This window comes from Methylosinus sp. sav-2, assembly GCF_004366495.1.
In the GTDB taxonomy this organism is placed as follows: domain Bacteria; phylum Pseudomonadota; class Alphaproteobacteria; order Rhizobiales; family Beijerinckiaceae; genus Methylosinus.
In genome coordinates, this window is the sequence record NZ_SOEJ01000027.1 from 1 (window position 1) to 20,136 (window position 20,136).

The 20,136-nt window shown below is 64.5% G+C and carries 33 protein-coding genes and 1 pseudogene; 29 read left to right on the forward strand and 5 right to left on the reverse strand.

Translation table 11 applies throughout. The features are described 5' to 3' along the window. From tuf to EDE12_RS21110, 24 genes and pseudogenes are all read left to right on the forward strand, one after another. A pseudogene (gene tuf, locus EDE12_RS20995) lies at window positions 1-132 on the forward strand (elongation factor Tu); the annotation flags it as partial. A 110-nt stretch (window positions 133-242) separates the two neighbouring features. Beyond that, window positions 243-551 (forward strand): 30S ribosomal protein S10, encoded by a 309-nt coding sequence (rpsJ, locus tag EDE12_RS21000; RefSeq protein ID WP_003613511.1) that lies wholly within the window; start codon window positions 243-245, stop codon window positions 549-551. A gap of 59 nt (window positions 552-610) precedes the next feature. After that, window positions 611-1,324, forward strand: coding sequence for a 50S ribosomal protein L3 (gene rplC / locus EDE12_RS21005; RefSeq protein ID WP_024881011.1), 714 nt, complete (start codon window positions 611-613; stop codon window positions 1,322-1,324). A gap of 6 nt (window positions 1,325-1,330) precedes the next feature. Then, entirely contained in the window at window positions 1,331-1,951 is a 621-nt protein-coding gene (gene rplD / locus EDE12_RS21010) for a 50S ribosomal protein L4 (protein ID WP_024881010.1), read from the forward strand. Continuing rightward, window positions 1,948-2,244, forward strand: a complete 297-nt coding sequence (locus EDE12_RS21015) for a 50S ribosomal protein L23 (protein ID WP_024881009.1) — start codon at window positions 1,948-1,950, stop codon at window positions 2,242-2,244. The genes rplD and EDE12_RS21015 overlap by 4 nt, the downstream gene beginning before the upstream one ends. A 22-nt stretch (window positions 2,245-2,266) precedes the next feature. Further along, the gene (gene rplB, locus EDE12_RS21020; RefSeq protein ID WP_024881008.1) at window positions 2,267-3,106 is read left to right on the forward strand and encodes a 50S ribosomal protein L2; all 840 of its coding nucleotides are present in this window, start codon (window positions 2,267-2,269) and stop codon (window positions 3,104-3,106) included. Window positions 3,107-3,109: 3 nt separating this feature from the next. After that, window positions 3,110-3,388 (forward strand): 30S ribosomal protein S19, encoded by a 279-nt coding sequence (rpsS, locus tag EDE12_RS21025; RefSeq protein WP_024881007.1) that lies wholly within the window; start codon window positions 3,110-3,112, stop codon window positions 3,386-3,388. 5 nt (window positions 3,389-3,393) lie between these two features. Further along, window positions 3,394-3,780, forward strand: a complete 387-nt coding sequence (rplV, locus tag EDE12_RS21030) for a 50S ribosomal protein L22 (RefSeq protein ID WP_018266635.1) — start codon at window positions 3,394-3,396, stop codon at window positions 3,778-3,780. A 12-nt stretch (window positions 3,781-3,792) separates the two neighbouring features. Beyond that, entirely contained in the window at window positions 3,793-4,536 is a 744-nt protein-coding gene (rpsC, locus tag EDE12_RS21035; protein WP_024881006.1) for a 30S ribosomal protein S3, read from the forward strand. Between the two features lie 18 nt (window positions 4,537-4,554). Then, window positions 4,555-4,968 (forward strand): 50S ribosomal protein L16, encoded by a 414-nt coding sequence (rplP, locus tag EDE12_RS21040; protein ID WP_018266633.1) that lies wholly within the window; start codon window positions 4,555-4,557, stop codon window positions 4,966-4,968. Between the two features lie 11 nt (window positions 4,969-4,979). Further along, window positions 4,980-5,195, forward strand: coding sequence for a 50S ribosomal protein L29 (rpmC, locus tag EDE12_RS21045; RefSeq protein ID WP_024881005.1), 216 nt, complete (start codon window positions 4,980-4,982; stop codon window positions 5,193-5,195). A 10-nt stretch (window positions 5,196-5,205) separates the two neighbouring features. Continuing rightward, window positions 5,206-5,448, forward strand: coding sequence for a 30S ribosomal protein S17 (rpsQ, locus tag EDE12_RS21050; RefSeq protein WP_018266631.1), 243 nt, complete (start codon window positions 5,206-5,208; stop codon window positions 5,446-5,448). An 89-nt stretch (window positions 5,449-5,537) separates the two neighbouring features. Next, entirely contained in the window at window positions 5,538-5,906 is a 369-nt protein-coding gene (gene rplN / locus EDE12_RS21055; protein WP_018266630.1) for a 50S ribosomal protein L14, read from the forward strand. After that, window positions 5,906-6,223, forward strand: a complete 318-nt coding sequence (gene rplX, locus EDE12_RS21060) for a 50S ribosomal protein L24 (RefSeq protein WP_024881004.1) — start codon at window positions 5,906-5,908, stop codon at window positions 6,221-6,223. The genes rplN and rplX overlap by 1 nt, the downstream gene beginning before the upstream one ends. Next, window positions 6,216-6,911 carry a 50S ribosomal protein L5 gene (rplE, locus tag EDE12_RS21065; RefSeq protein ID WP_036291174.1) on the forward strand — a complete coding sequence of 232 codons (696 nt, stop codon included), beginning with the start codon at window positions 6,216-6,218 and terminating at the stop codon, window positions 6,909-6,911. Before rplX ends, rplE begins: the two co-directional genes overlap by 8 nt. Before the next feature lie 39 nt (window positions 6,912-6,950). Further along, the gene (rpsN, locus tag EDE12_RS21070; protein WP_018266627.1) at window positions 6,951-7,256 is read left to right on the forward strand and encodes a 30S ribosomal protein S14; all 306 of its coding nucleotides are present in this window, start codon (window positions 6,951-6,953) and stop codon (window positions 7,254-7,256) included. Window positions 7,257-7,268: 12 nt separating this feature from the next. Further along, window positions 7,269-7,667 (forward strand): 30S ribosomal protein S8, encoded by a 399-nt coding sequence (gene rpsH, locus EDE12_RS21075; protein WP_018266626.1) that lies wholly within the window; start codon window positions 7,269-7,271, stop codon window positions 7,665-7,667. Between the two features lie 35 nt (window positions 7,668-7,702). Then, window positions 7,703-8,236, forward strand: coding sequence for a 50S ribosomal protein L6 (rplF, locus tag EDE12_RS21080; RefSeq protein ID WP_024881002.1), 534 nt, complete (start codon window positions 7,703-7,705; stop codon window positions 8,234-8,236). A gap of 11 nt (window positions 8,237-8,247) precedes the next feature. After that, window positions 8,248-8,610, forward strand: a complete 363-nt coding sequence (rplR, locus tag EDE12_RS21085; protein ID WP_024881001.1) for a 50S ribosomal protein L18 — start codon at window positions 8,248-8,250, stop codon at window positions 8,608-8,610. Between the two features lie 190 nt (window positions 8,611-8,800). Further along, window positions 8,801-9,373: a 30S ribosomal protein S5 gene (rpsE, locus tag EDE12_RS21090; protein WP_018266623.1), complete on the forward strand. Its 573-nt coding sequence runs from the start codon at window positions 8,801-8,803 to the stop codon at window positions 9,371-9,373. 14 nt (window positions 9,374-9,387) lie between these two features. Further along, entirely contained in the window at window positions 9,388-9,576 is a 189-nt protein-coding gene (rpmD, locus tag EDE12_RS21095; RefSeq protein ID WP_018266622.1) for a 50S ribosomal protein L30, read from the forward strand. Window positions 9,577-9,590: 14 nt separating this feature from the next. Beyond that, on the forward strand, window positions 9,591-10,073 hold the full coding sequence (gene rplO, locus EDE12_RS21100; RefSeq protein WP_024881000.1) for a 50S ribosomal protein L15: 483 nt from the start codon (window positions 9,591-9,593) through the stop codon (window positions 10,071-10,073). Between the two features lie 316 nt (window positions 10,074-10,389). Next, entirely contained in the window at window positions 10,390-11,724 is a 1,335-nt protein-coding gene (secY, locus tag EDE12_RS21105; RefSeq protein ID WP_024880999.1) for a preprotein translocase subunit SecY, read from the forward strand. Then, window positions 11,721-12,302, forward strand: a complete 582-nt coding sequence (locus EDE12_RS21110; RefSeq protein WP_024880998.1) for an adenylate kinase — start codon at window positions 11,721-11,723, stop codon at window positions 12,300-12,302. Before secY ends, EDE12_RS21110 begins: the two co-directional genes overlap by 4 nt. A 65-nt stretch (window positions 12,303-12,367) precedes the next feature. Here the strand turns inward: EDE12_RS21110 and EDE12_RS21115 are convergent, their stop codons facing one another. Then, window positions 12,368-13,669, reverse strand: coding sequence for a metallophosphoesterase (locus tag EDE12_RS21115; protein WP_026599368.1), 1,302 nt, complete (start codon window positions 13,667-13,669; stop codon window positions 12,368-12,370). A gap of 117 nt (window positions 13,670-13,786) precedes the next feature. Between EDE12_RS21115 and EDE12_RS21120 the strand changes: the two genes are divergently transcribed. Then, complete coding sequence (locus tag EDE12_RS21120) at window positions 13,787-14,077, forward strand: hypothetical protein (RefSeq protein WP_024880996.1); 291 nt, start codon at window positions 13,787-13,789, stop codon at window positions 14,075-14,077. Between the two features lie 52 nt (window positions 14,078-14,129). Here EDE12_RS21120 and EDE12_RS21125 read toward each other — a convergent pair whose 3' ends face one another. Together EDE12_RS21125 and EDE12_RS21130 are read right to left on the reverse strand one after the other, a co-directional pair. Then, entirely contained in the window at window positions 14,130-14,831 is a 702-nt protein-coding gene (locus EDE12_RS21125) for a phosphatase PAP2 family protein (protein ID WP_026599367.1), read from the reverse strand. Window positions 14,832-14,963: 132 nt separating this feature from the next. Continuing rightward, window positions 14,964-15,842: an AraC family transcriptional regulator gene (locus EDE12_RS21130; RefSeq protein ID WP_026599366.1), complete on the reverse strand. Its 879-nt coding sequence runs from the start codon at window positions 15,840-15,842 to the stop codon at window positions 14,964-14,966. A gap of 172 nt (window positions 15,843-16,014) precedes the next feature. Between EDE12_RS21130 and EDE12_RS21135 the strand changes: the two genes are divergently transcribed. Next, window positions 16,015-16,770, forward strand: coding sequence for a haloacid dehalogenase type II (locus EDE12_RS21135; protein WP_026599365.1), 756 nt, complete (start codon window positions 16,015-16,017; stop codon window positions 16,768-16,770). Between the two features lie 118 nt (window positions 16,771-16,888). On the opposite strand, the gene EDE12_RS21140 is transcribed toward EDE12_RS21135, so the two are convergent. Continuing rightward, window positions 16,889-17,842, reverse strand: coding sequence for a beta-ribofuranosylaminobenzene 5'-phosphate synthase family protein (locus EDE12_RS21140; protein WP_026599364.1), 954 nt, complete (start codon window positions 17,840-17,842; stop codon window positions 16,889-16,891). Between the two features lie 239 nt (window positions 17,843-18,081). Here EDE12_RS21140 and EDE12_RS21145 point away from each other — a divergent pair, with 239 nt between their 5' ends. The 3 genes from EDE12_RS21145 to folK all read left to right on the forward strand — a co-directional run bounded on the left by EDE12_RS21145 (window position 18,082) and on the right by folK (window position 19,825). Beyond that, complete coding sequence (locus tag EDE12_RS21145; RefSeq protein ID WP_026599363.1) at window positions 18,082-18,456, forward strand: 4a-hydroxytetrahydrobiopterin dehydratase; 375 nt, start codon at window positions 18,082-18,084, stop codon at window positions 18,454-18,456. A gap of 89 nt (window positions 18,457-18,545) precedes the next feature. Next, window positions 18,546-19,319 (forward strand): dihydropteroate synthase, encoded by a 774-nt coding sequence (folP, locus tag EDE12_RS21150; RefSeq protein WP_198029901.1) that lies wholly within the window; start codon window positions 18,546-18,548, stop codon window positions 19,317-19,319. Further along, entirely contained in the window at window positions 19,316-19,825 is a 510-nt protein-coding gene (gene folK / locus EDE12_RS21155; RefSeq protein ID WP_024880989.1) for a 2-amino-4-hydroxy-6-hydroxymethyldihydropteridine diphosphokinase, read from the forward strand. Before folP ends, folK begins: the two co-directional genes overlap by 4 nt. Window positions 19,826-19,881: 56 nt before the next feature. Here folK and EDE12_RS22165 read toward each other — a convergent pair. Next, window positions 19,882-20,136 (reverse strand): hypothetical protein (locus tag EDE12_RS22165; RefSeq protein WP_208326072.1); only part of this gene is annotated, 255 nt, incomplete at its 5' end.

Consider the following 20,136-nt stretch of genomic DNA (forward strand, 5'->3'; position numbering starts at 1 on the left):
ATGCCGGGCGATAATGTGGCGATGGAGGTGAACCTCATCGTTCCGATCGCCATGGAGGAGAAGCTGCGCTTCGCCATCCGCGAAGGCGGCCGCACCGTCGGCGCCGGCGTCGTCGCCTCGATCATCGAATAAGGAATTTGGACCGCGGGGCGTCTCGCCTCGCATTCGAGAAACGGCCTGCGAGCCCTCGCGGCTCGCGGCCCAGAGCGCGCCGCGGCTCGCGGTCCAAGAGGAAGACGCTGATGAACGGACAGAATATCCGGATTCGCCTGAAGGCGTTCGATCACCGGATTCTCGATACGTCGACAAAAGAGATCGTCTCCACCGCCAAGCGCACGGGCGCTCAGGTGCGTGGTCCGATCCCGCTGCCGACGAAGATCGAGAAGTTCACGGTGAACCGTTCGCCGCACATCGACAAGAAATCGCGTGAGCAGTTCGAAATCCGGACTCACAAGCGCGTGCTCGATATCGTCGATCCGACCCCGCAAACGGTGGACGCGCTGATGAAGCTCGATCTCGCCGCCGGCGTCGACGTCGAAATCAAGCTCTAATAAAAATGAACCGGGCGCCTCTCGCGACGAGAGCGATGCGCCTTTCGAAGGAAGAGATCATGCGGTCTGGCGTCATCGCGCAAAAGGTCGGAATGACCCGCGTTTTCACCGAAGCGGGCGAGCATGTGCCGGTCACGGTGCTGAAGCTCGACGGCTGCCAAGTCGTCGCCCATCGGACCAAGGAGCAGAACGGCTACACGGCCGTGCAGCTCGGCATCGGCCACGCCAAGGTGAAGAACGTCTCCAAGGCCGAGCGCGGCCGTTTCGCCGTCGCCAAGGTCGAGCCGAAGCTGAAGCTCGCCGAGTTTCGCGTCGAGGAGACGGAGCTGCTTCCCGTCGGCGCCGAGATCACGGCCGATCATTTTGTCGTCGGCCAGTTCGTCGACGTGACCGGCACGACGATCGGCAAGGGCTTCGCCGGCGCGATGAAGCGCTGGAACTTCGGTGGTCTGCGCGCCACTCACGGCGTGTCGATCTCGCATCGCTCGCATGGTTCGACCGGTGGCCGTCAGGACCCGGGCAAGACCTTCAAGAACAAGAAAATGGCCGGGCATATGGGCGTCGACCGCGTGACCACGCTGAATCTGCGGGTCGTGCAGACCGACGTCGAGCGCGGGCTGCTGCTGGTCGAGGGCTCCGTGCCCGGACACGCCGGCGGCTGGATTTTTGTGCGCGACGCGGTGAAGCGGGCGCTGCCGGCCGACGCGCCGCAGCCCGGCAAATACCGTCTGGCGGAAGCTCCCGCCGCGCAAGAAGACAAGAAGGAGGACTGAGCCGTGGTGCAGATTAGCGTCACGTCGTACGACGGCCAGGATGCCGGCTCGATCGAGCTGGCGGACGAGATTTTCGGGCTCGAACCGCGACAGGATCTCATCTTCCGCATGATCCGCTGGCAGCTCGCCAAGCGGCGGGCGGGCACGCATGCGGTGAAGAACCGCGCGGACATCGCCCGCACCGGCAAGAAGCTGCATAAGCAGAAGGGCACGGGCGGCGCTCGTCATGGATCGCGGCGCGCGCCGCAATTCATCGGCGGTGGTCGCGCCTTCGGTCCGGTGGTGCGCAGTCATGAGCACGACCTGCCCAAGAAGGTGCGCGTTCTCGCTCTGAAGCACGCGCTCTCGGCCAAAGCCAAGGACGGCGCCATCATCGTCTGGGAGAGCGCTTCGCTCACCGAGCCGAAGACCAAGCTGCTCAAGGCTGGTTTCGATAAGACCGGGCTTTCCAGCGCGCTCATTATCGACGGCGCGGAGCCGCAGGCCAATTTCGCGCTGGCCGCGCGCAATCTGCCGCGGATCGACGTGCTGCCGGTCCAGGGCGTCAATGTCTATGACATTCTGCGCCGGGAGAAGCTGGTGCTGACCCGCGCGGCGATCGATGCGCTGGAGGCGCGCCTGAAATGAGCAAGGATGTGCGCCATTACGACGTGATCGTCTCCCCGGTCATCACCGAGAAGGCGACGATCGCTTCCGAGCAGAACAAAGTGGTCTTCAATGTCGCCAAGACCGCCACCAAGCCGCAGATCAAGGCGGCGGTGGAGGGGCTCTTCGATGTGAAGGTGGAGGCCGTCAATACTCTGCTGCGCAAGGGCAAGCTGCGCGCCTTCAAGGGCGTGCGCGGCCGCCAGTCGGATGTGAAGAAGGCGGTCGTCACACTGGCCGAAGGCCATAAGATCGACGTGACGACGGGACTCTAAAGGTAGGCTCGAGGACAAAACCATGGCGCTGAAGACATTCAAGCCGGTCACGCCGAGCCTTCGTCAGCTCGTCATCGTCGACCGCAGCGATCTCTACAAGGGCAAGCCCGTCAAGACCCTCACCGAGGGCAAGACGTCCAAGGGCGGCCGCAACAACAATGGGCGCATCACCGTGCGCTTCCGCGGCGGCGGCCACAAGCAGGCCTATCGCCTCGTCGACTTCAAGCGCCGCAAGCTCGACGTCGTCGGCAAGGTGGATCGGATCGAATATGACCCGAACCGCACCGCCTTCATCGCGCTCATCCGTTATGCGGATGACGAGCTGTCCTATATTCTCGCGCCGCAGCGTCTTTCGGTCGGCGACGAGGTGATCTCGGGCGCTCAGGTCGATGTGAAGCCTGGCAACGCCATGCCGATCGGCAATATTCCGGTCGGCACGATCGTCCACAATGTCGAGATCAAGATCGGCAAGGGCGGCGCGATCGCGCGCTCGGCGGGCAATTATGCGCAGATCGTCGGCCGCGATCAGGGTTATGTGATCATTCGCCTGAACTCGGGCGAGCAGCGCCTCGTTCATGGTCAGTGCTTCGCGACCATCGGCGCGGTGTCGAACCCGGATCACATGAACATCTCGCTCGGCAAGGCGGGTCGTTCGCGCTGGCTCGGCCGTCGCCCGCATAACCGCGGCGTCACCATGAACCCGGTCGACCATCCGCACGGCGGCGGCGAAGGCCGCACCTCGGGCGGCCGTCATCCGGTCACGCCCTGGGGCAAGCCGACCAAGGGCAAGAAGACCCGCACGAACAAGAAGACCGACAAATTCATCGTGTCCTCGCGGCACGCCAAGAAGAAGAAGGGCTGATCCATGGCTCGCTCTATCTGGAAAGGCCCGTTCGTCGACGGCTATCTGCTGAAGAAGGCGGAGACCGCGCGCGGCTCGGGACGCAGCGATATCATCAAGATTTGGAGCCGCCGCTCCACCATTCTGCCGCAGTTCGTGGGTCTCACCTTCGGCGTGCATAATGGCCACAAGCACGTGCCGGTGTCTGTCAGCGAAGACATGATCGGGCACAAGTTCGGCGAATTCTCTCCGACGCGGACCTTCCATGGTCATGCGGCGGACAAGAAGTCGAAGAGGGGCTGACGAACATGTCCAAGCCGAGCAATCCGCGCGCGCTGGCCGACAATGAGGCGAAAGCCGTCGCCAACACGCTGCGCGTCTCCCCGCAGAAGCTCAATCTTCTCGCCCAGCTCATCCGCGGCAAGAAGGTCGATCGCGCTCTCGCCGATCTCGAGTTCTCGCGCAAGCGCATCGCTCACGAGGTCAAGAAGACCTTGGAGAGCGCCATCGCCAACGCCGAGAACAACCACGGTCTCGACGTCGACGATCTGATCGTCGCGCAGGCCTTCGTCGGCAAGTCGCTGGTGATGCGGCGCTTCGCGGCGCGCGCCCGCGGTCGCTCGAGCCGTATCGAGAAGCCCTTCGCGAATCTGACGATCATCGTCCGCGAAGTCGAAACGCCGGCGAAAGCCTAAAGGGAGCCAACGATGGGTCAGAAGGTCAATCCGATCGGGCTGCGCCTCGGCGTCAACCGCACCTGGGACTCGCGCTGGTTCGCGAGCAAGGGCGAATACGCCAAGCTCCTGCACGAGGATCTCGCCATTCGCGCAGCGGTGGCCAAGAATCTCAAGCAGGCGGCTGTGTCGCGCATCATCATCGAGCGTCCGCACAAGAAGTGCCGCGTGACGATTCACTCGGCGCGTCCGGGCGTCGTCATCGGCAAGAAGGGCGCGGATATCGACAAGATCCGCAAGCTGGTCGGCAAGCTCACCGGCAGCGAAGTGGTGATCAACATCGTCGAGGTGCGTAAGCCCGAGGTCGAGGCCACTCTGGTCGCGGATTCGATCGCTCAGCAGCTCGAGCGCCGCGTCGCCTTCCGCCGCGCGATGAAGCGCGCCGTGCAGTCGGCGATCCGGCTTGGGGCGCAAGGCATTCGCATCAATTGCTCGGGCCGTCTCGGCGGCGCGGAGATCGCGCGCCTGGAATGGTATCGCGAGGGCCGCGTGCCGCTGCATACGCTGCGCGCCGATGTCGACTATGGCGTCGCCACCGCGCATACCGCTTATGGCGCTTGCGGCATCAAGGTCTGGATCTTCAAGGGCGAGATCCTCGAGCATGATCCGATGGCGCAGGACAAGCGTCTGGCCGAGCAGGCCGCCGGCGGCGGTGAGCGCGAACATCATGGCGAGCGTCGCCGTCGCGAGCCGCGCGAGCCGCGTGACGCGGCCTAATTTCGAGAGTTCGACATCATGTTGCAACCCAAACGCACCAGGTTCCGCAAGGCCTTCAAAGGCCGCATTCACGGAAACGCCAAGGGCGGCTTTTCCCTGAATTTCGGGCAGTTCGGCCTCAAGGCTCTCGAGCCGGAGCGCATCACTGCGCGCCAGATCGAGGCGGCCCGCCGCGCCATGACGCGCCATATGAAGCGCGCTGGCCGCGTGTGGATCCGCATCTTCCCCGACGTGCCGGTTTCCAAGAAGCCGACCGAAGTGCGCATGGGTAAGGGCAAGGGCGCGCCGGAACTCTGGGCCGTGCGTGTCGCCCCGGGCCGCATCATGTTCGAGGTCGACGGCGTCTCCGGCGAGCTCGCGCGCGAGGCTCTGACGCTCGCCGCCGCGAAGCTGCCGATCAAGACGCGCTTCATCGAACGCATCGCCGAGTGAGGATTGCGACAATGAGCACGAACAAGCAACGCGTCTCCGACCTCCGCGGCCTCTCCTTCGATCAGCTGGACGAGGAAGTGCTGAAGCTGAAGAAAGAGCAGTTCAATCTGCGTTTCCAGCGGGCGACTGGCCAGCTCGAGAACACTGCGCGCGTGCGCGTCGTTCGTCGCGACATCGCCCGCGCCAAATCCATCGCCGCGCAGAAGCGCGCTGAACAACAGAGTTGAGAGAGCGCCAATGCCGAAGCGAATTCTCCAGGGCGTCGTCGTCAGCGACAAGCAGAACAAAACCGTGGTGGTGAAGGTGGAGCGCCGCTTCACCCATCCGCTGTTCAAGAAGACTGTTCGTCGCACGAAAAATTATCATGCGCATGACGAGGCGCAGACCTTCAAGGTCGGCGACGAGGTCACGATCGAGGAGACGGCTCCGATTTCGCGGCTGAAGCGCTGGCGAGTGGTCGAAGCCGCCGACAAGGCCTGAGGCCTTCAAAAAGACGAGACGTGTGAAATGGTTTTCTCGGACGAAGTCGGGGGACCGAAACCAGACCGAGACGAAAGGCGGGATAAGCCATGATACAGATGCAGACAAATCTCGATGTCGCCGATAATTCTGGCGCCCGCCGCGTCATGTGCATCAAGGTGCTGGGCGGCTCCAAGCGCAAATACGCCGGTGTCGGCGACATTATCGTCGTCTCGATCAAAGAGGCGATTCCGCGCGGTCGCGTGAAGAAAGGCGACGTGCTCAAGGCGGTTGTCGTCCGCACGGCCAAAGACATCAAGCGCGCCGACGGCTCGGTGATCCGCTTCGATTCCAATGCTGCGGTTCTGATCAACAATCAGAAGGAGCCGATCGGCACGCGTATCTTCGGACCCGTGCCGCGCGAGCTGCGCGCCAAGAACCATATGAAGATCATTTCGCTCGCGCCGGAGGTGCTGTAATGGCCGCGAAAATCAAGAAAGGCGACAAGGTCGTCGTTCTCGCCGGTCGCGACAAGGGCCGCACGGGTCAGGTTATCCAGGTGATGCCGACGGAAGGTCGCGCCGTGGTGGAAGGCGTGAATCTCGTCAAGCGCCACCAGCGCCAGACGCGCCAGCAGGAGGCGGGGATCGTCACCAAGGCGGCGGCGCTCGACCTGTCCAACATCGCGATCGCCGATCCCAAGGACGGCAAGCCGACGCGCGTCGGTTTCAAGACTCTCGATGACGGCCGCAAGGTCCGCATCGCCAAGCGTTCCGGAGAACAGATCGATGGCTGAGGAAAAGAAGCCGAAAGCCGCCAAGGCTCCGAAGGCGGACGGCGAGGCCAAGAAGGCCGGCAAGGCGAAGTCCGCTCCCGAGTCTGCGTCGCATGAAGGCGGCGAGCGACGTTCCGCTGGGCCGAAGTCGCTCCCCGAGGGCGCCTATGAGGTGCGGCTGAAAAAGCACTATGAGGAAGTGGTTCGCGCCAAGCTCATGGAAGAGTTCGGCTATAAGAACGCTTTCGAGGTGCCGGCGATCGAGAAGATCGTGCTGAACATGGGCGTCGGCGAGGCGGTCAACGACAGCAAGAAGGTGACGGCGGCCGCCGGCGACCTCGCGTTGATCGCGGGCCAGAAGCCGGTGGTGACGCGCGCCCGCAAGGCGATCTCGACCTTCAAGGTGCGCGAGAATATGCCGATCGGCGCCAAGGTCACGCTGCGCAAGACGCGCATGTATGAATTTCTGGACCGTCTGATCACGATCGCGCTGCCGCGCGTTCGCGATTTCCGCGGCCTCAATCCCAAGTCCTTCGACGGACGCGGCTCCTACGCCCTCGGCATCAAGGAGCATATCGTGTTTCCCGAGATCGACTATGACAAGGCCGAGTCGATCCTCGGCATGGACGTCATCGTCGTGACGACGGCGAAGACGGACGACGAGGCGCGCGCGCTCCTGCGCGCGTTCAATTTCCCGTTCCGGCAGTGAGACGGTAAGTCTCAGACGCGGAAACCGAAGGCATAGAAAATGGCCAAGAAGAGTTCGATCGAGAACAACAAGCGCAGGGCGAAGCTCGCCAAGGCCTATGCGGGCCGCCGCGAGCGGCTGAAGGCGAAGGCGAATGACGAGGCGCTCACCGCCGAGGAGCGGTTCGAGGCGCGTCTCAAGCTCGCCGAGCTGCCGCGCAATTCCGCGGCGATTCGCATTCGCAATCGCTGCGAGGTTTCGGGACGTCCGCGCGCTTTCTATCGCAAGCTGAAGCTGTCGCGCGTGGCGCTGCGTGAGCTCGGCTCGCGCGGCCTCATTCCCGGTCTCGTGAAGTCCAGCTGGTAAGGGAGAGAGCGAATGTCGATCAGCGATCCGTTGGGCGATCTGCTCACCCGTATCCGCAATGCGCAGATGCGCCGCAAGGACAAGGTCCAGACGCCGGGCTCGCGCCTGCGCGGCCATGTTCTCGACGTGCTGAAGGAAGAAGGCTACATCCGCGGCTACACGACCACGGATTTCGGCAATGGCCGCACCGAGTTCGAGATCGAGCTGAAATATTTCGACGGCGAGCCGGTCATCAAGACGATCGAGCGCGTCTCGCGTCCAGGCCGCCGGGTCTATGCGGGCGTCGATAAGACGCCGCGCGTGGCCAATGGCCTCGGCATCACCATCGTGTCGACGCCCAAAGGCGTCATGGCCGATCACAAGGCCCGCGAGAACAATGTCGGCGGCGAGGTGCTTGCCAAGGTCTTCTGACCGAAGCTCGCAGGAATTGGGATAGGACTTCAACCATGTCTCGTATCGGCAAGAAGCCCGTCATCGTGCCGGCCGGCGTGACCGCCAAGGTCGACGGCCAGCTCGTCCAGGTGAAGGGCGCGAAGGGCGAGCTGCAGTTCCGGGTTCCCGACGATGTCGCGGTGACTCAGGACGGCAATTCGATCAAGGTCGACCCACGCTCCAACAGCAAGCGCGCTCGCGCGCTGTGGGGCACGTCGCGCGCTCAGGTGAACAATCTCGTGGTCGGCGTCACCGCCGGCTTCGAGAAGAAACTCGAGATCAACGGCGTCGGTTATCGCGCCGCGGTCGCCGGCAAGAATCTGCAGCTCGCGCTCGGCTATTCGCATGACGTGAACTATCCGATCCCGGCCGGCATAGCGATCGTGACGCCCAAGCCCACGGAGATCACCATCTCCGGCGTGGACAAGCGCCAGGTCGGTCAGGTCGCCGCCGAGATCCGCGCGTTGCGCGGCCCCGAGCCCTATAAGGGCAAGGGCGTGAAATACGCCGGCGAATTCATCTTCCGTAAGGAAGGCAAGAAGAAGTAAGGACGCGAGCCATGGCAAAGGACGTAAATGCAGCCGCCCGGCGCAAGGCCCGGGTCCGTCGGAGCATTCGCGCGCGCGCCTATGGCCGCCCGCGTCTGTCGGTGTTCCGCTCTTCGGAGCAGATCTATGCGCAGATCATCGACGACGAGAAGGGCGTGACCATCGTCTCCGCCTCGACGCTCGAAAAGGCCAATCGCGAGACGCTGAAGACGGGCGCCAACAAGGAAGCGGCGCATCTGGTCGGCAAGCAGCTCGCCGAGCGCGCCGCCGCCAAGGGCATCACGGAAGTGGTGTTCGATCGCGGGGCCTATATCTATCACGGCCGCGTTCAGGCGCTGGCCGAGGGCGCTCGCGAGGGCGGCCTGCAGTTCTGATGCGCCTCCTCCCGCTGGCGGGGGGAGACTTCGCGCATCGGCGCGGCGAATGAGGGCTGGCGCGGCGTAGCGAGGCGATGGTCGAAAGGCTCTCGCCGACCTTGCGTCGTGCAGCCCCTCTCCTGTATGCGGGAGAGGAAGCAAACCCCAAGCGAGCGGCGCTATTGCCGCGTAAGTGACGGAAGAGAAAATGGCTCGTGAACCAGAAGGCGGCCGCGGCCGCGACCGGGATCGGGACGACCGCGACAATGAGTTCGTGGACCGTCTCGTCCACATCAACCGCGTCGCCAAAGTGGTGAAGGGCGGTCGGCGTTTCGGATTTGCGGCGCTCGTCGTCGTCGGCGACCAGAAGGGCCGCGTCGGCTATGGCCACGGCAAGGCGCGCGAAGTGCCGGAAGCGATCCGCAAGGCGACGGAAGCCGCCAAGCGCGCGCTCATCCGCGTGCCGCTGCGCGAAGGCCGCACGCTGCATCATGACGTCAACGGCCGCCATGGCGCGGGCCGCGTCGTGCTGCGCGCCGCGCCTCCCGGCACCGGCATCATCGCCGGCGGCCCGATGCGCGCCGTTTTCGAGACGCTGGGCGTTCACGACGTCGTGGCCAAGAGCCAGGGCTCCTCGAATCCCTACAACATGATTCGCGCGACGTTCGACGCGCTCGAGCGCGAAGATTCTCCGCGTTCGGTCGCCGCTCGTCGTTCTCTCAAGGTCTCCGCGCTGCAGGCGCGCCGTCAGGGCGCCGAAGCCGAAGCCGTCGACGCTTGAGGGGAGGGCTTGCGATGAGCGATAAGAAAATCACCGTCGAGCAGACCGGCAGCGCCATCGGCCGTCCCGAGCGTCAGCATAGAACGCTGACCGGCCTCGGCCTCACGCGCATCGGCAAGCGTCGCACGCTCGAGGACACGCCCGCTGTGCGCGGGATGATCGCGAAAGTCGCGCATCTCGTCAAAATCGTCGACGAGAAGTGAGGGGCGGGACAATGGTGAAGCTCAACGATCTCTCCGACAATCCCGGCTCCAGCAAGAATCGCATGCGCGTGGGCCGCGGCATCGGCTCCGGCAAGGGCAAGACCGCGGGTCGCGGCGTCAAGGGCCAGAAGGCCCGCACCGGCGTCGCTGTGAAAGGCTTCGAAGGCGGCCAGATGCCGCTGCATCGTCGCCTGCCCAAGCGCGGGTTCTTCAATCCCTTCTCGACCGACTATAATGAGGTCAATCTCGGCCGCATTCAGCAGGCGGTGGAGGCCGGCAAGCTCGACGCCGCCGCTCCGGTGACGATCGACGCGCTGATCGCCGCCGGCGTGGTCTCCAAGCCGCGCGACGGCGTGAAGATCCTCGGCAATGGCAAGCTCGAGGCGAAGCTCGCCTTCGAGGTCGCCGCCGCTTCGAAATCGGCAGTGGCCGCTATCGAGGCCGCCGGCGGCTCGGTCAAGCTGCTCGTCGCCGCGGAAGAGCCCGCCTCGGCCTGAAGCCGCCGCCCGGCCCGCGACGCGTAGGCCGGGCGTCAGCTCGAGGGGGCGCATTTTTCGCCGCCTCGAGGTTAATCGTATCGACCAAAAAACTGGCGATCCGCCCATCCGTCGTGATACGGAGTCGCCTGTGCGAGCCGGCGAGAAGAGGCTAGACTTTTTTTTCGCCGACATCGTGCGATAGACATGCGCCGGGTCCGGCCCCTCGAATGGGCTGGGCCGAAAACAGAGCGCGGCGTCGCGGCGGGCAGCGCTGCGTCGCTTCGACGCTCGTCTAAAAGAAAACCGCGCGGCGCGCGACGAGGGAGCCTCGCCCATGGCATCGGCAGCCGAACAGCTTGCGGCCAACGTCAATTTTTCCGCTTTCGGCAAAGCGGATGAGCTCAAGAAACGCATCTGGTTCACGCTCGGCGCGCTGATCGTCTATCGCCTCGGCACTTATGTGCCGCTGCCGGGCATCGACCCGGACGCCTTCGCCAAGAGCTTCTTCGGCCAGTCGAAGGGCGTGCTCGAGCTGTTCAACATGTTCGCTGGCGGCGCGGTTCAGCGTAGCGCGATCTTCGCGTTGAACATCATGCCTTACATTTCCGCCTCCATCATCATTCAGCTTCTCACGACAGTGATTCCGTCGCTCGAGCAGGTGAAGAAGGAAGGCGAGCAGGGCCGCAAGGTCCTCAACCAATATACGCGCTATCTCACCGTCATTCTGGCGACCTTCCAGGCCTATGGCATGGCGATCGGCCTCGAGGGACAGCAAGGCGTCGTGACAGAGCCAGGGCTGTTCTTCCGCCTCACGACCGTCTGCACGCTCGTCGGCGGCACGATGTTCCTGATGTGGCTCGGCGAGCAGATCACGTCGCGCGGCATCGGCAATGGCTCCTCGCTGATTATTTTCGCGGGCATTGTCGCGGCCTTTCCGGCGGCGATCCTCAGCACTCTCGAGCTCGGCAAGCAGGGCGCGATCTCGACTGGCGTCATCCTCGGCGTGATCGCCATGTCCTTCTTCGTCATCGCCTTCATCGTCTATATGGAGCGAGCGCAGAGGCGATTGCTCATCACCTATCCCAAGCGACAGCACGGCAATCGTGTCTATGAGGGCCAGACCTCCTTCCTGCCGCTGAAGCTCAACACCTCGGGCGTCATTCCGCCGATCTTCGCCTCGTCGCTGTTGCTGCTGCCGACGACGATCGCGAATTTCTATCAGACGCAGGGCACGGACAATATTTTTGCGACCATCTCGGCCTATTTCGGGCATGGGCGGCCGCTCTATATGCTGTCCTATGTCGGGCTGATCGTCTTCTTCGCCTTCTTCTACACGGCGATCGTCTTCAATCCGACGGAGACGGCCGATAATCTGAAGAAGCATGGCGGCTTCATCCCCGGCATTCGGCCGGGTGAGCGCACGGCGAAGTTCATCGACGATGTGCTGATGCGCATCACCGTGCTCGGCGCCGCCTATCTCGCGGTAATCTGCCTGCTGCCGGAAATGCTGATCTCCTACGCCAATCTGCCGTTTTATTTCGGCGGCACCTCGCTGCTCATCGTGGTGAGCGTGACGATGGATACGGTGGCGCAGGTCCACGGTCATCTCCAGGCTCATCAATATGAGGGCCTGATCCGCAAGACGAAACTTCGCGGGCGACGCAAATGAGGCTGGTGCTGCTCGGACCGCCGGGCGCGGGCAAGGGCACGCAATCGGCTCGGCTCGTCGCGAAATATTCGATCCCGCAGCTCTCGACCGGCGACATGCTGCGCGCCGCCGTCGAGGCGAGGACGCCGATCGGCCTCGAGGCCAAGGAGATCATGGATCGCGGCGCGCTGGTGCCCGACGCTGTCGTCGTCGGCATCATTGGCCAGCGCATCAAGGAGAAGGACGCCGCCAACGGCTTCATTCTCGATGGTTTCCCGCGCACGGTGGCGCAGGCTCAGGCGCTCGATCAGCTGCTGGACCGCGAGGGGCTGAAGCTCGATGCGGTCATAGAGCTCAGCGTCGATGAGAATGCGCTGCTCGCGCGCATGCAGAACCGCGTCGATGAGACGCGCGCCCGCGGCGGCGAGGTGCGCGCCGACGACAATCCAGAAGCGTTCAAGACGCGGCTGGACGCTTATCGCACGCAAACTGCGCCAGTGTCGGATTATTATTCCGGCAAGGGCGAGCTGAAGCAGGTCGACGGCATGGAGCCGGTCGACGCCGTCAGCGCGGCGATCGAGCAGGCGTTGGAGCACTGAACCCAAAGCGCTCGCCTTTTGTCTTCGCGCTTGCCGCGAGGGACAAAGGAGAGCGCGGGACTTCTTCACTCGCAATCGAGCTGGCGTCCGCGCAAATGGCAGCGCAGACGCGGCTTCGCTTCGGCGTCGTAATCGGTGACGAGCCATTCGCCGTCGCCGCGTTCGAATGTCGCGAAGCCGAAGGTGGCGGCGACGCCGCGGCCTTGCGCGACCGTAGCCTCGCCGATCGTCGCTCCATCGAAATTGGTCGGTATGCGCGGGTCCATGGCGGTGCCGCCGACGCCGACAATGAATTGCGCCGGCCGGTCCTCCCGAAAGCTCAGAGCCTCGAAAGCGTGGAGATGGCCCGACAGGATGGCCTGCACGCTCGCCGGAATATTGTCATGGGCGGCGGCGGCCAGCGTTTCATTGATGCCGATCGTTTCGCCGATCCGCGATCGAAACAGCGAGAAGATCGGCTTGTGGAACGCATACCAGACCGGGCCGGGCGCGTCCTTGGCGACAGTGAGCTGGCTGCGTAGAAAAGCCGCCTGCTCGATGACCACAGTGCGCTCTTCCGCTTCGGTCGTGTCGAGAATGTAGAGCGTCGGATCGGCGATATCGACGCGATAGGCCTGCTCGCGCTCGACGCATTGGGGATTCTCGCTCAGCGGCAGTGGCGAGAGCGTCCGCGTCCAGCCTCGGCCGGCGCGCTTGCAGATTTCGTGATTGCCGCGCACGAGCGCCAAAGGGGCGGCGCGCAGCAGAGCATCGCCAGGCTCGAAGAAATCCGCCTTCCAGGCCTCCCAATTGTCGCCATGAGGCGAGCCGGCGCAGCCCGCCATGCCGGGGAGGCACGCGGTCTCGCGATAATGATAATCGCCGACATGGATCACGATGTCCGGGGCAAATTTTGCAGCGGTCTCGGCGACTCGGCGGAAGGGCCAGGCTTCGGCAGAATTGCAATCCTGCACGAATATGCCTTTGAGTCGGCAACCCGTATCGCCGAGGACCAGGGCCTTGTCGATGCGCTCCGGCGGAGGGCGCAGCGGCGCGCCGGCGATTGTGAGGCTTCGTGTTCCTTTCGGAACCCTCACGGCGCAGACCGTGATCGGAAAGTCTTCTCCCGGCCGCGCGCGCGGCGTCATGGCGATGGCGCGGCCGTCGATCTCGGCGGCGGGGCAGGCGTCGCTCTGCGTTATGGCGCGCGCCTCCCATCCATCGGCGGCGGCCTGCAGCCAGCGATAGGAGTCCTCGGCGCGCGCCGGCCCGCAGAAGAACAGCGCGCCGAGCGCGAGCAAGCCCAGAGCGCGTGGGAGGAGAAATTCTCCTCTGTCATCTGCGTCGAAAGCGTGGGATTTATAGGGCGTTGCTTTGGTAGAGGTCATCTTTTCGCCGGTTTCGGAAAGTTGTCTCGGGCTCGGCCGCAGCGATCCCGCGTCGCATAGACGAAATCGCGGCCGCCGGGCGCCTCGCATGGGCTCATACGGAGGGAAGGATACTCCATGAAGAAGATTTTCGTGACGGCGGCGGCGCTGGCCATGGCCGCGTCGCTCGCAGGCTGCAATACGCCCGGCGAGCGCGCCGCTGGCGGCGCCCTCATCGGCGGCGCGGGCGGAGCGGCGATCGGCGCCGCGGCCTCCGGCGGCCGCGCGGGCGGCACGCTCGCAGGGGCGGCGATCGGTGCGGCGACCGGCGCCGTCGTCGGCGCGGCGACTGCCCCGCCGCAGCAATGCGCCCGCTGGGGCTGGGACTATTACGGCAATCGCGTTTGCGTCGCCTATTATAATTACTGAGATTGCCAAGGACGCGAAGCGCAGAGCTTCGCGTCCACGATTTTTTTGACGGTCAGTTGGCGCGGGCGAGACCCAGGGCATTGCGCAGCTCCGTCCGCGCGGCTTCTATGTCCTTGCGATAGGCGGGGTCGAGCTCCATGATCGCATGCACCGCATAGGCGACGAGCCGCGCCGCAGCGACGTCGCTGGGGAAATGCACGCCGCAGACGAGCCGATTGTGGCCGTAATCATCCGCCCGCGCGAGGATTTCGTCGCGACGCTCGGGCGCGATGTCGATCAGCGCCAGGCCCATGAGATAACCGACGGTCGTATGGCCGCTCGGATAGGAATCGTCCTTCGCCTTGGTCTTGCAGACGGGATGCAGCGTCTTGTCGACATTATAAGGCCGGATGCGATGGAAGGCGTCCTTGGCGGCGCCCGTATTGGCGGATTCGTCGGCCTTCAGCCGTGCGCCGAGAGCTTCGACCGCCGGCAGATTCTCCTTGGTGAATTTCTCGCCGAAGACCGTGTGATAGAGGAAGATGGTCTGATTCTCGTCGTCCGCCTTGGCGCGCGCGGCCTGCTCCGCGGTGCGCGCATCCTCGATGCGATGCAGCTCGGCGAGCTCGGCGTCGCTCTTCGGCGAGTGCGGTGCGGGCGGGGTCGCGAGAATTTCGAGCGGATGGCTCTGCTCGGGCGTCACAAAGCCCTCGCGCGCGGCTGCGGGCGCGCAGAGCAGAGCGAGAACCGAAAGGATCGCGGCGGTTTTCTTCATATGAGCTGGTTCCGGCGGCCGTCATTTTCGATTACGCGCAGTCCCCGGGCCGCCCGGCCGCGCGCTTCGGCGTACGGCTTTCTACCCGAAACTTCTTGTCCGTGCGATGACGGCGTCTCATGTGGGGCGCATTCATCGGATCGGCAGAAAGAGATCGGTGATCGTCTCATGCTCCGGGACATCGGGATAGAAGGCGATTCTCTGGCAGAACAGAGGAAAGTCGCGCGGCTCCTCGCCGCTCGCCGGCAGCCAGTCGCGATAGAGGAAGAGCGCCGGCCGCTCCAGATTTTCGCTGGAGCCGATGACGCGCAACACGGCGCAGCGGCCGCCCGGTATCAGCCCGGATGTCACGCCCGCCGCATTGGCGGCGATCGGCCGATCGCTCGCCGCGCAGAGATCGATGCGGAACGCCTCCGGCGCCGTGATGCGCGGATCGCAAGGAAAAATGGTGAAGGTCGCCGCGATATCGCGGGAGAGGCCCACCGACCGGCGCCATTCGATGAAACGCCGCACGCTCTCATAGACGCGCGCGGGATCGCCCCTATGGGTCAGAATGGCGACCGGCGTCGGGGGAAAGTCTCTCACGGTCACATCAGCGGGGGAGTAGGTCATATTCGCGCTCCGGGCTCGATCGAGCGGCTCCAAGGCCGCGAGCCACTGCTCCCAGTCGGGCGATTTGCGGAAGGCCGATGGCGTTTGCCCGACGCATTCCCGAAAGGCGCGCGCGAAAGCGTCCGGCGCCTCATAGCCGGAGTCGAGAGCGATCGCCGTCACATTGTCGTCCGCGTGAAAAGCCAGCCGATAGGATGCCCGCTTCATGCGGGCGAGCTGGACATAGCGGTGCGCCGAGACGCCGAAAGTCGCGCCGAACTGCCGGTGGAAGTGATGCTTCGAGAAAGCCGCCACGTCACTGAGAACATCGAGGCTGAGATCTTCGTCGAGATGCCGGTCGATATGATCCAGCACGCGCCGCATCCGGGCCTGATAATTCTCGAGCGCCGTTTTCCCCATTCCATCCTCCGTGGCGCTCTCATCTGAGCATTCGCCTCGGCGGCGCGCTCGGCCGATCTTGCGATCTCGCCGGGGGCGCGCGACTTTTTTCTGCGTGGGACGAAACGCGAGACATGCGATTCGCGAACGTCACTCATGCGCCGCATGGGCGCGGCGCGGTGGAGAAAGCTTCATGAAATTGCACAGATTCCTTCTGCTCTCGCTCTTCTGCCTGGTCGTTTCCGGGCTCGCGCGCGCCGAGACGGCGCCCGCGCCGCGCTTCAAAGCGGTGGCTTTCGACTATTTCGTGCTCTTCGACGCCAATTCAGTGATTCCGGCGGTCGAGGCCGCCTATCCGGGCAAAGGCGCGGAATTCACCAAGCTCTGGCGCGCCAAGCAGTTCGAATATTGCTTCCTGCGCTCGATCACCGGCCGCCATGCGGATTTTTTCGAGGTGACGGGCGACGCGCTCGCCTATGCCGCCCAGGCGATGAAGCTCGATCTGCCGCCGGCGACCCGCGAGCGTCTCATGAACGCCTATCTGACGCTCACCCCCTGGCCCGATACTCTGGATGCGCTGCGCCGGCTGAAGGCCGCCGGCGTGCGCGTCGTCACGATCGCGAATTTCAGTGGAAAGATGCTGTCGGCCAATGCGGTGCGTGCCGGCCTCACCTTCTATTTCGACGAATTGTTGAGCACGGAGGTCAATGCGACCTATAAGCCCGATCCCAAGGCCTATGCGCTGGGGATGGAGCGGCTGCATCTCGCTAAGGAGGAGATTCTCTTCGCCGCTTTCGGCAGCTGGGACGCCTATGGCGCCAAGGCCTTCGGCTATCCGACCATTTGGGTCAACCGCTTCGGCCTGCCGGCGGAAAAGCTCGGCGTCGTGCCGGATGTGGTCGCACCGGATATGAAAGGGCTGCTGGAGCTGGTTCTCGGCCGTTCGTGAGGTCAGGCGATCTTCGCATAGAGCGCTTTCCGATCGAACGGAATCGTTCGATCGATCAGAATTCGCTCCCGATAGAGAAATGAGAGCGTTATCCGATCCAATTGGATCGGATAACGCTCTAGACCGCGTCTATGCGCGCGCCCCGATCCGAGCCCGCGACGACGGCGAGCGTCAATCCGCTCGCCTCCGCCGCGCCGCGCGCCAGCGCCTCGAGGCGGCGCGCCTCCGCCTCATCGGGCGCGAAAGCGAAGCCGGTCGGCCCCCAGGAGGTTTGGCCGAGGCCAGTCGCGCCGGCCTGCGCCAGCCGTGCGAGCAGAGCTTCGACCGCCGCGCTGGTGAAGCGTCGCCCGCCCTGCGCCGGCGCGAAATAATCCCCGACGATCGCCTGAATGGCGGTGATTGCCGCGCCGAAGCCCGAGAAATCCGCCTCCGCCGCCGCCGGCAGCGCCTGCATCAGCACCAGCCGGCACAATTTCCCCGCATCCTCCTCCGAGAAGGGCGGCAGCTCGGCGAAGGCCTTGCGCTCCTCGGCGCCATGCAGGCCGATCGAGGCCGGGTCCGAGACGAGGAGAATGCGCCAATCTTCCGGAAAAGCGAGGCGCGAGACCACCGGCGGGGTCATCGTATCGGCGCCGCGGCCGCCGTCGACCACGAGCCCCCCACGCGTGAACAGCCCCGCCCCGAGCCCGGAGCGCGCGCCGCGTTGCAGCAGAGCGGCGTCCGCCTCCACATTCTGAGGCATGGCTTCGAGGCGGCGCAGCGCGGCGGCTATGGCCAGCGCCAGCTGCGTGCCCGAGCCGAGGCCCGAATGCGGCGGGATCGCCTCGCCAATGTCGAGCCGATAGCGCTTGCCCGGCGCGAGCGCGGCGGTCGCCTTTTCGAGCAGAGCGAGCGCGCGTTCGGCGTCCGGGCCGGAAGCCTCCATCTTTTCAGCTGGCTGCAGCGTCAACCGCGTCGCCGGCGCGTCTATGGAGAGGCCGAGCCCGCCGAATTTGCGGCCGAGCGCGCCGTTCATGTCCAAGAAGCCGAGATGCAATCTCGCCGCGGCGACGACGCTCACGCTGATCGGCATGGAGCCTCATTTTCGGACTTTATGCGGAATATCCGCTATATCTCGCTTCCCGGCGCGGTTTCACGCCGTTGTCGACGGGGCTCGCGCGCATTCGACTAGGCCGAGTAAGGCGCCGCGCGTGCGAAGGCAAGAGCTTGTGCAGTGAACAAGAGCTCGTGCAGTGAACGAGAGCTCGCCCGGTGAACAGGAGCTCGTCCGGGCGGACGCGCGAGAACGAACGAGCGAGAGAGGGGGACGCCATGGCCGCCGAGGAGCGCGCATATTCGCCAGAAGAGATAACCGCCCGCCTCGCCGCCGAGCTGCCGCATTGGCGGCTCGAGAACGGCTGGATTCGCCGCAAGTTCAAGACCCACGGCTGGAAGGGCACGCTGATGGTCGTCAACACGGTCGGCCATCTGGCCGAGGCCGCCTGGCACCATCCCGACATAGCCGCCTCCTACGCATGGGTCGAGGTGAAGCTGATGACCCATACGGCCAAGGGCGTGACCGACAAGGATTTCGAGCTGGCGCGCAAGATCGAGGACGTCGTGTCCTGGCGTCCCGGCAAGGAGGGCGGCGCGCTCGAGGGCACGCCCGAGACCGACCAGCGCTTCGCCTATATCAAATACGACTGACAGGCTCATCCCCGGAGACCAGAGTGACGACGACGATTGAATCGTCGCGCGAGCGATTCTTTTCGCTCGTCGCGGCGCGGCCGGTCATCATGGGCATCGTCAATGTGACGCCCGATTCCTTTTCCGACGGCGGCCGCTTCTTCGCGCCGCAGGCCGCGCTGGCGCAGGCGCAAAAGCTCGCCGCCGACGGCGCGGACATTGTCGATGTCGGCGCCGAATCGACCCGCCCGGGCCATACGCCGCTGACCGCCGACGAAGAGTGGACGCGCCTCGCGCCGCTGCTCGAGACGCTGGTCGCGCAATGCGGCGTTCCGGTCTCCATCGACACTTATAAGGCGCAGACGGCGCGCCGGGCGCTCGCGGCCGGCGTGACGATCATCAATGATATCTGGGGCCTGCAGCGCGACCCCGATATGGCTCCGGCGATCGCCGAGACGGGCGCTGGCGTCGTCGTCATGCATAATCGCGCCGAGGTCGCGCCCGATATCGACATCGTCTCGGACATGCTCGGCTTTTTCGAGCGTTCGCTGGAGATCGCCGCCGCCGCCGGCGTGCCGGAATCGCGCGTGATTCTCGATCCGGGCGTCGGCTTCGGCAAGACGCGCGAGCAGGATTTCGCAGCGCTGCGCGGCGTGCCGCAGCTCATGCGATTCGGGCGGCCGGTGCTCATCGGCGTGTCGCGAAAACGCTTGTTCGGCGCGTTGCTCGGCGCCGAGGTGGATGCGCGCCTCATCGCCACAGTGGCGGCGAATCTGATCGCGGCGCTGGAGGGCGCGCGGATTTTCCGCGTCCACGACGCCGCCGAGCACCGGGCGGCCTTCGCCGTGCTCGACACTCTGACACAGGGAAAAGGACGCATATGACGACGGCTGAGACGCGGGTCGGCTTTGGCTTCGGCAGCAATCTCGGGGACAAGCCCGCCAATATTCGGCGCGCGGTCGCGCTGGTCGGGGAGCGTGGGATCGCGCGCCTCGACGCTGTCTCGCGCATCTATCGGACGCCCCCTTGGGGCGATCTCGATCAGGGCGATTTCGCCAACGCCTGCGCGCTCGGCTGGACCCGTCTGTCGCCCTATGAGCTGCTCGCCGCGGTCAAGACGATAGAGGCCGATATGGGCCGCACGCCTACTCGCCGCTGGGGGCCGCGGCTGATCGACGTCGATATTCTCTTTCTCGGCGATCATACGATGGATGATCCTGAGCTCACCTTGCCGCATAAGGAGCTGTTTTCCCGTGCTTTTGTGCTGAAGCCACTGGCGGAGATCGGCCCCGACCTGACGCTCGACGGCGCCTCCATCGCGCGCGCGGCCGCCGAAGCGGCGGCGGAGGGGATCGGAATTTGGGAGGAAAAGTCCACCGACGCCCGATGAGCCATGACGCCACAGTTCTATAGGGTAGTGATGTCATCCGTCTGGGCAGGGCTCCGCTACAGGTCCGAATTAAAAACATAAATTGTTGATTTAAATAGATATAATGATTGATAGAAGAAATCTATCAATGTGCTTAAGGGTGGGTATATCGTCCGTTCAGGCAAGACATGTCCTGCCCAAAAACGTTTTCGATACCCCTCAATAGATTGCCATATACTACCCCATTGGATATTGTCATTACGAGGCGGAACGGAAATGGTTGCGGCTCGCCGAACGAGGGCGTTTTGGATGTTTTGGCGCTGGGAGGCGCC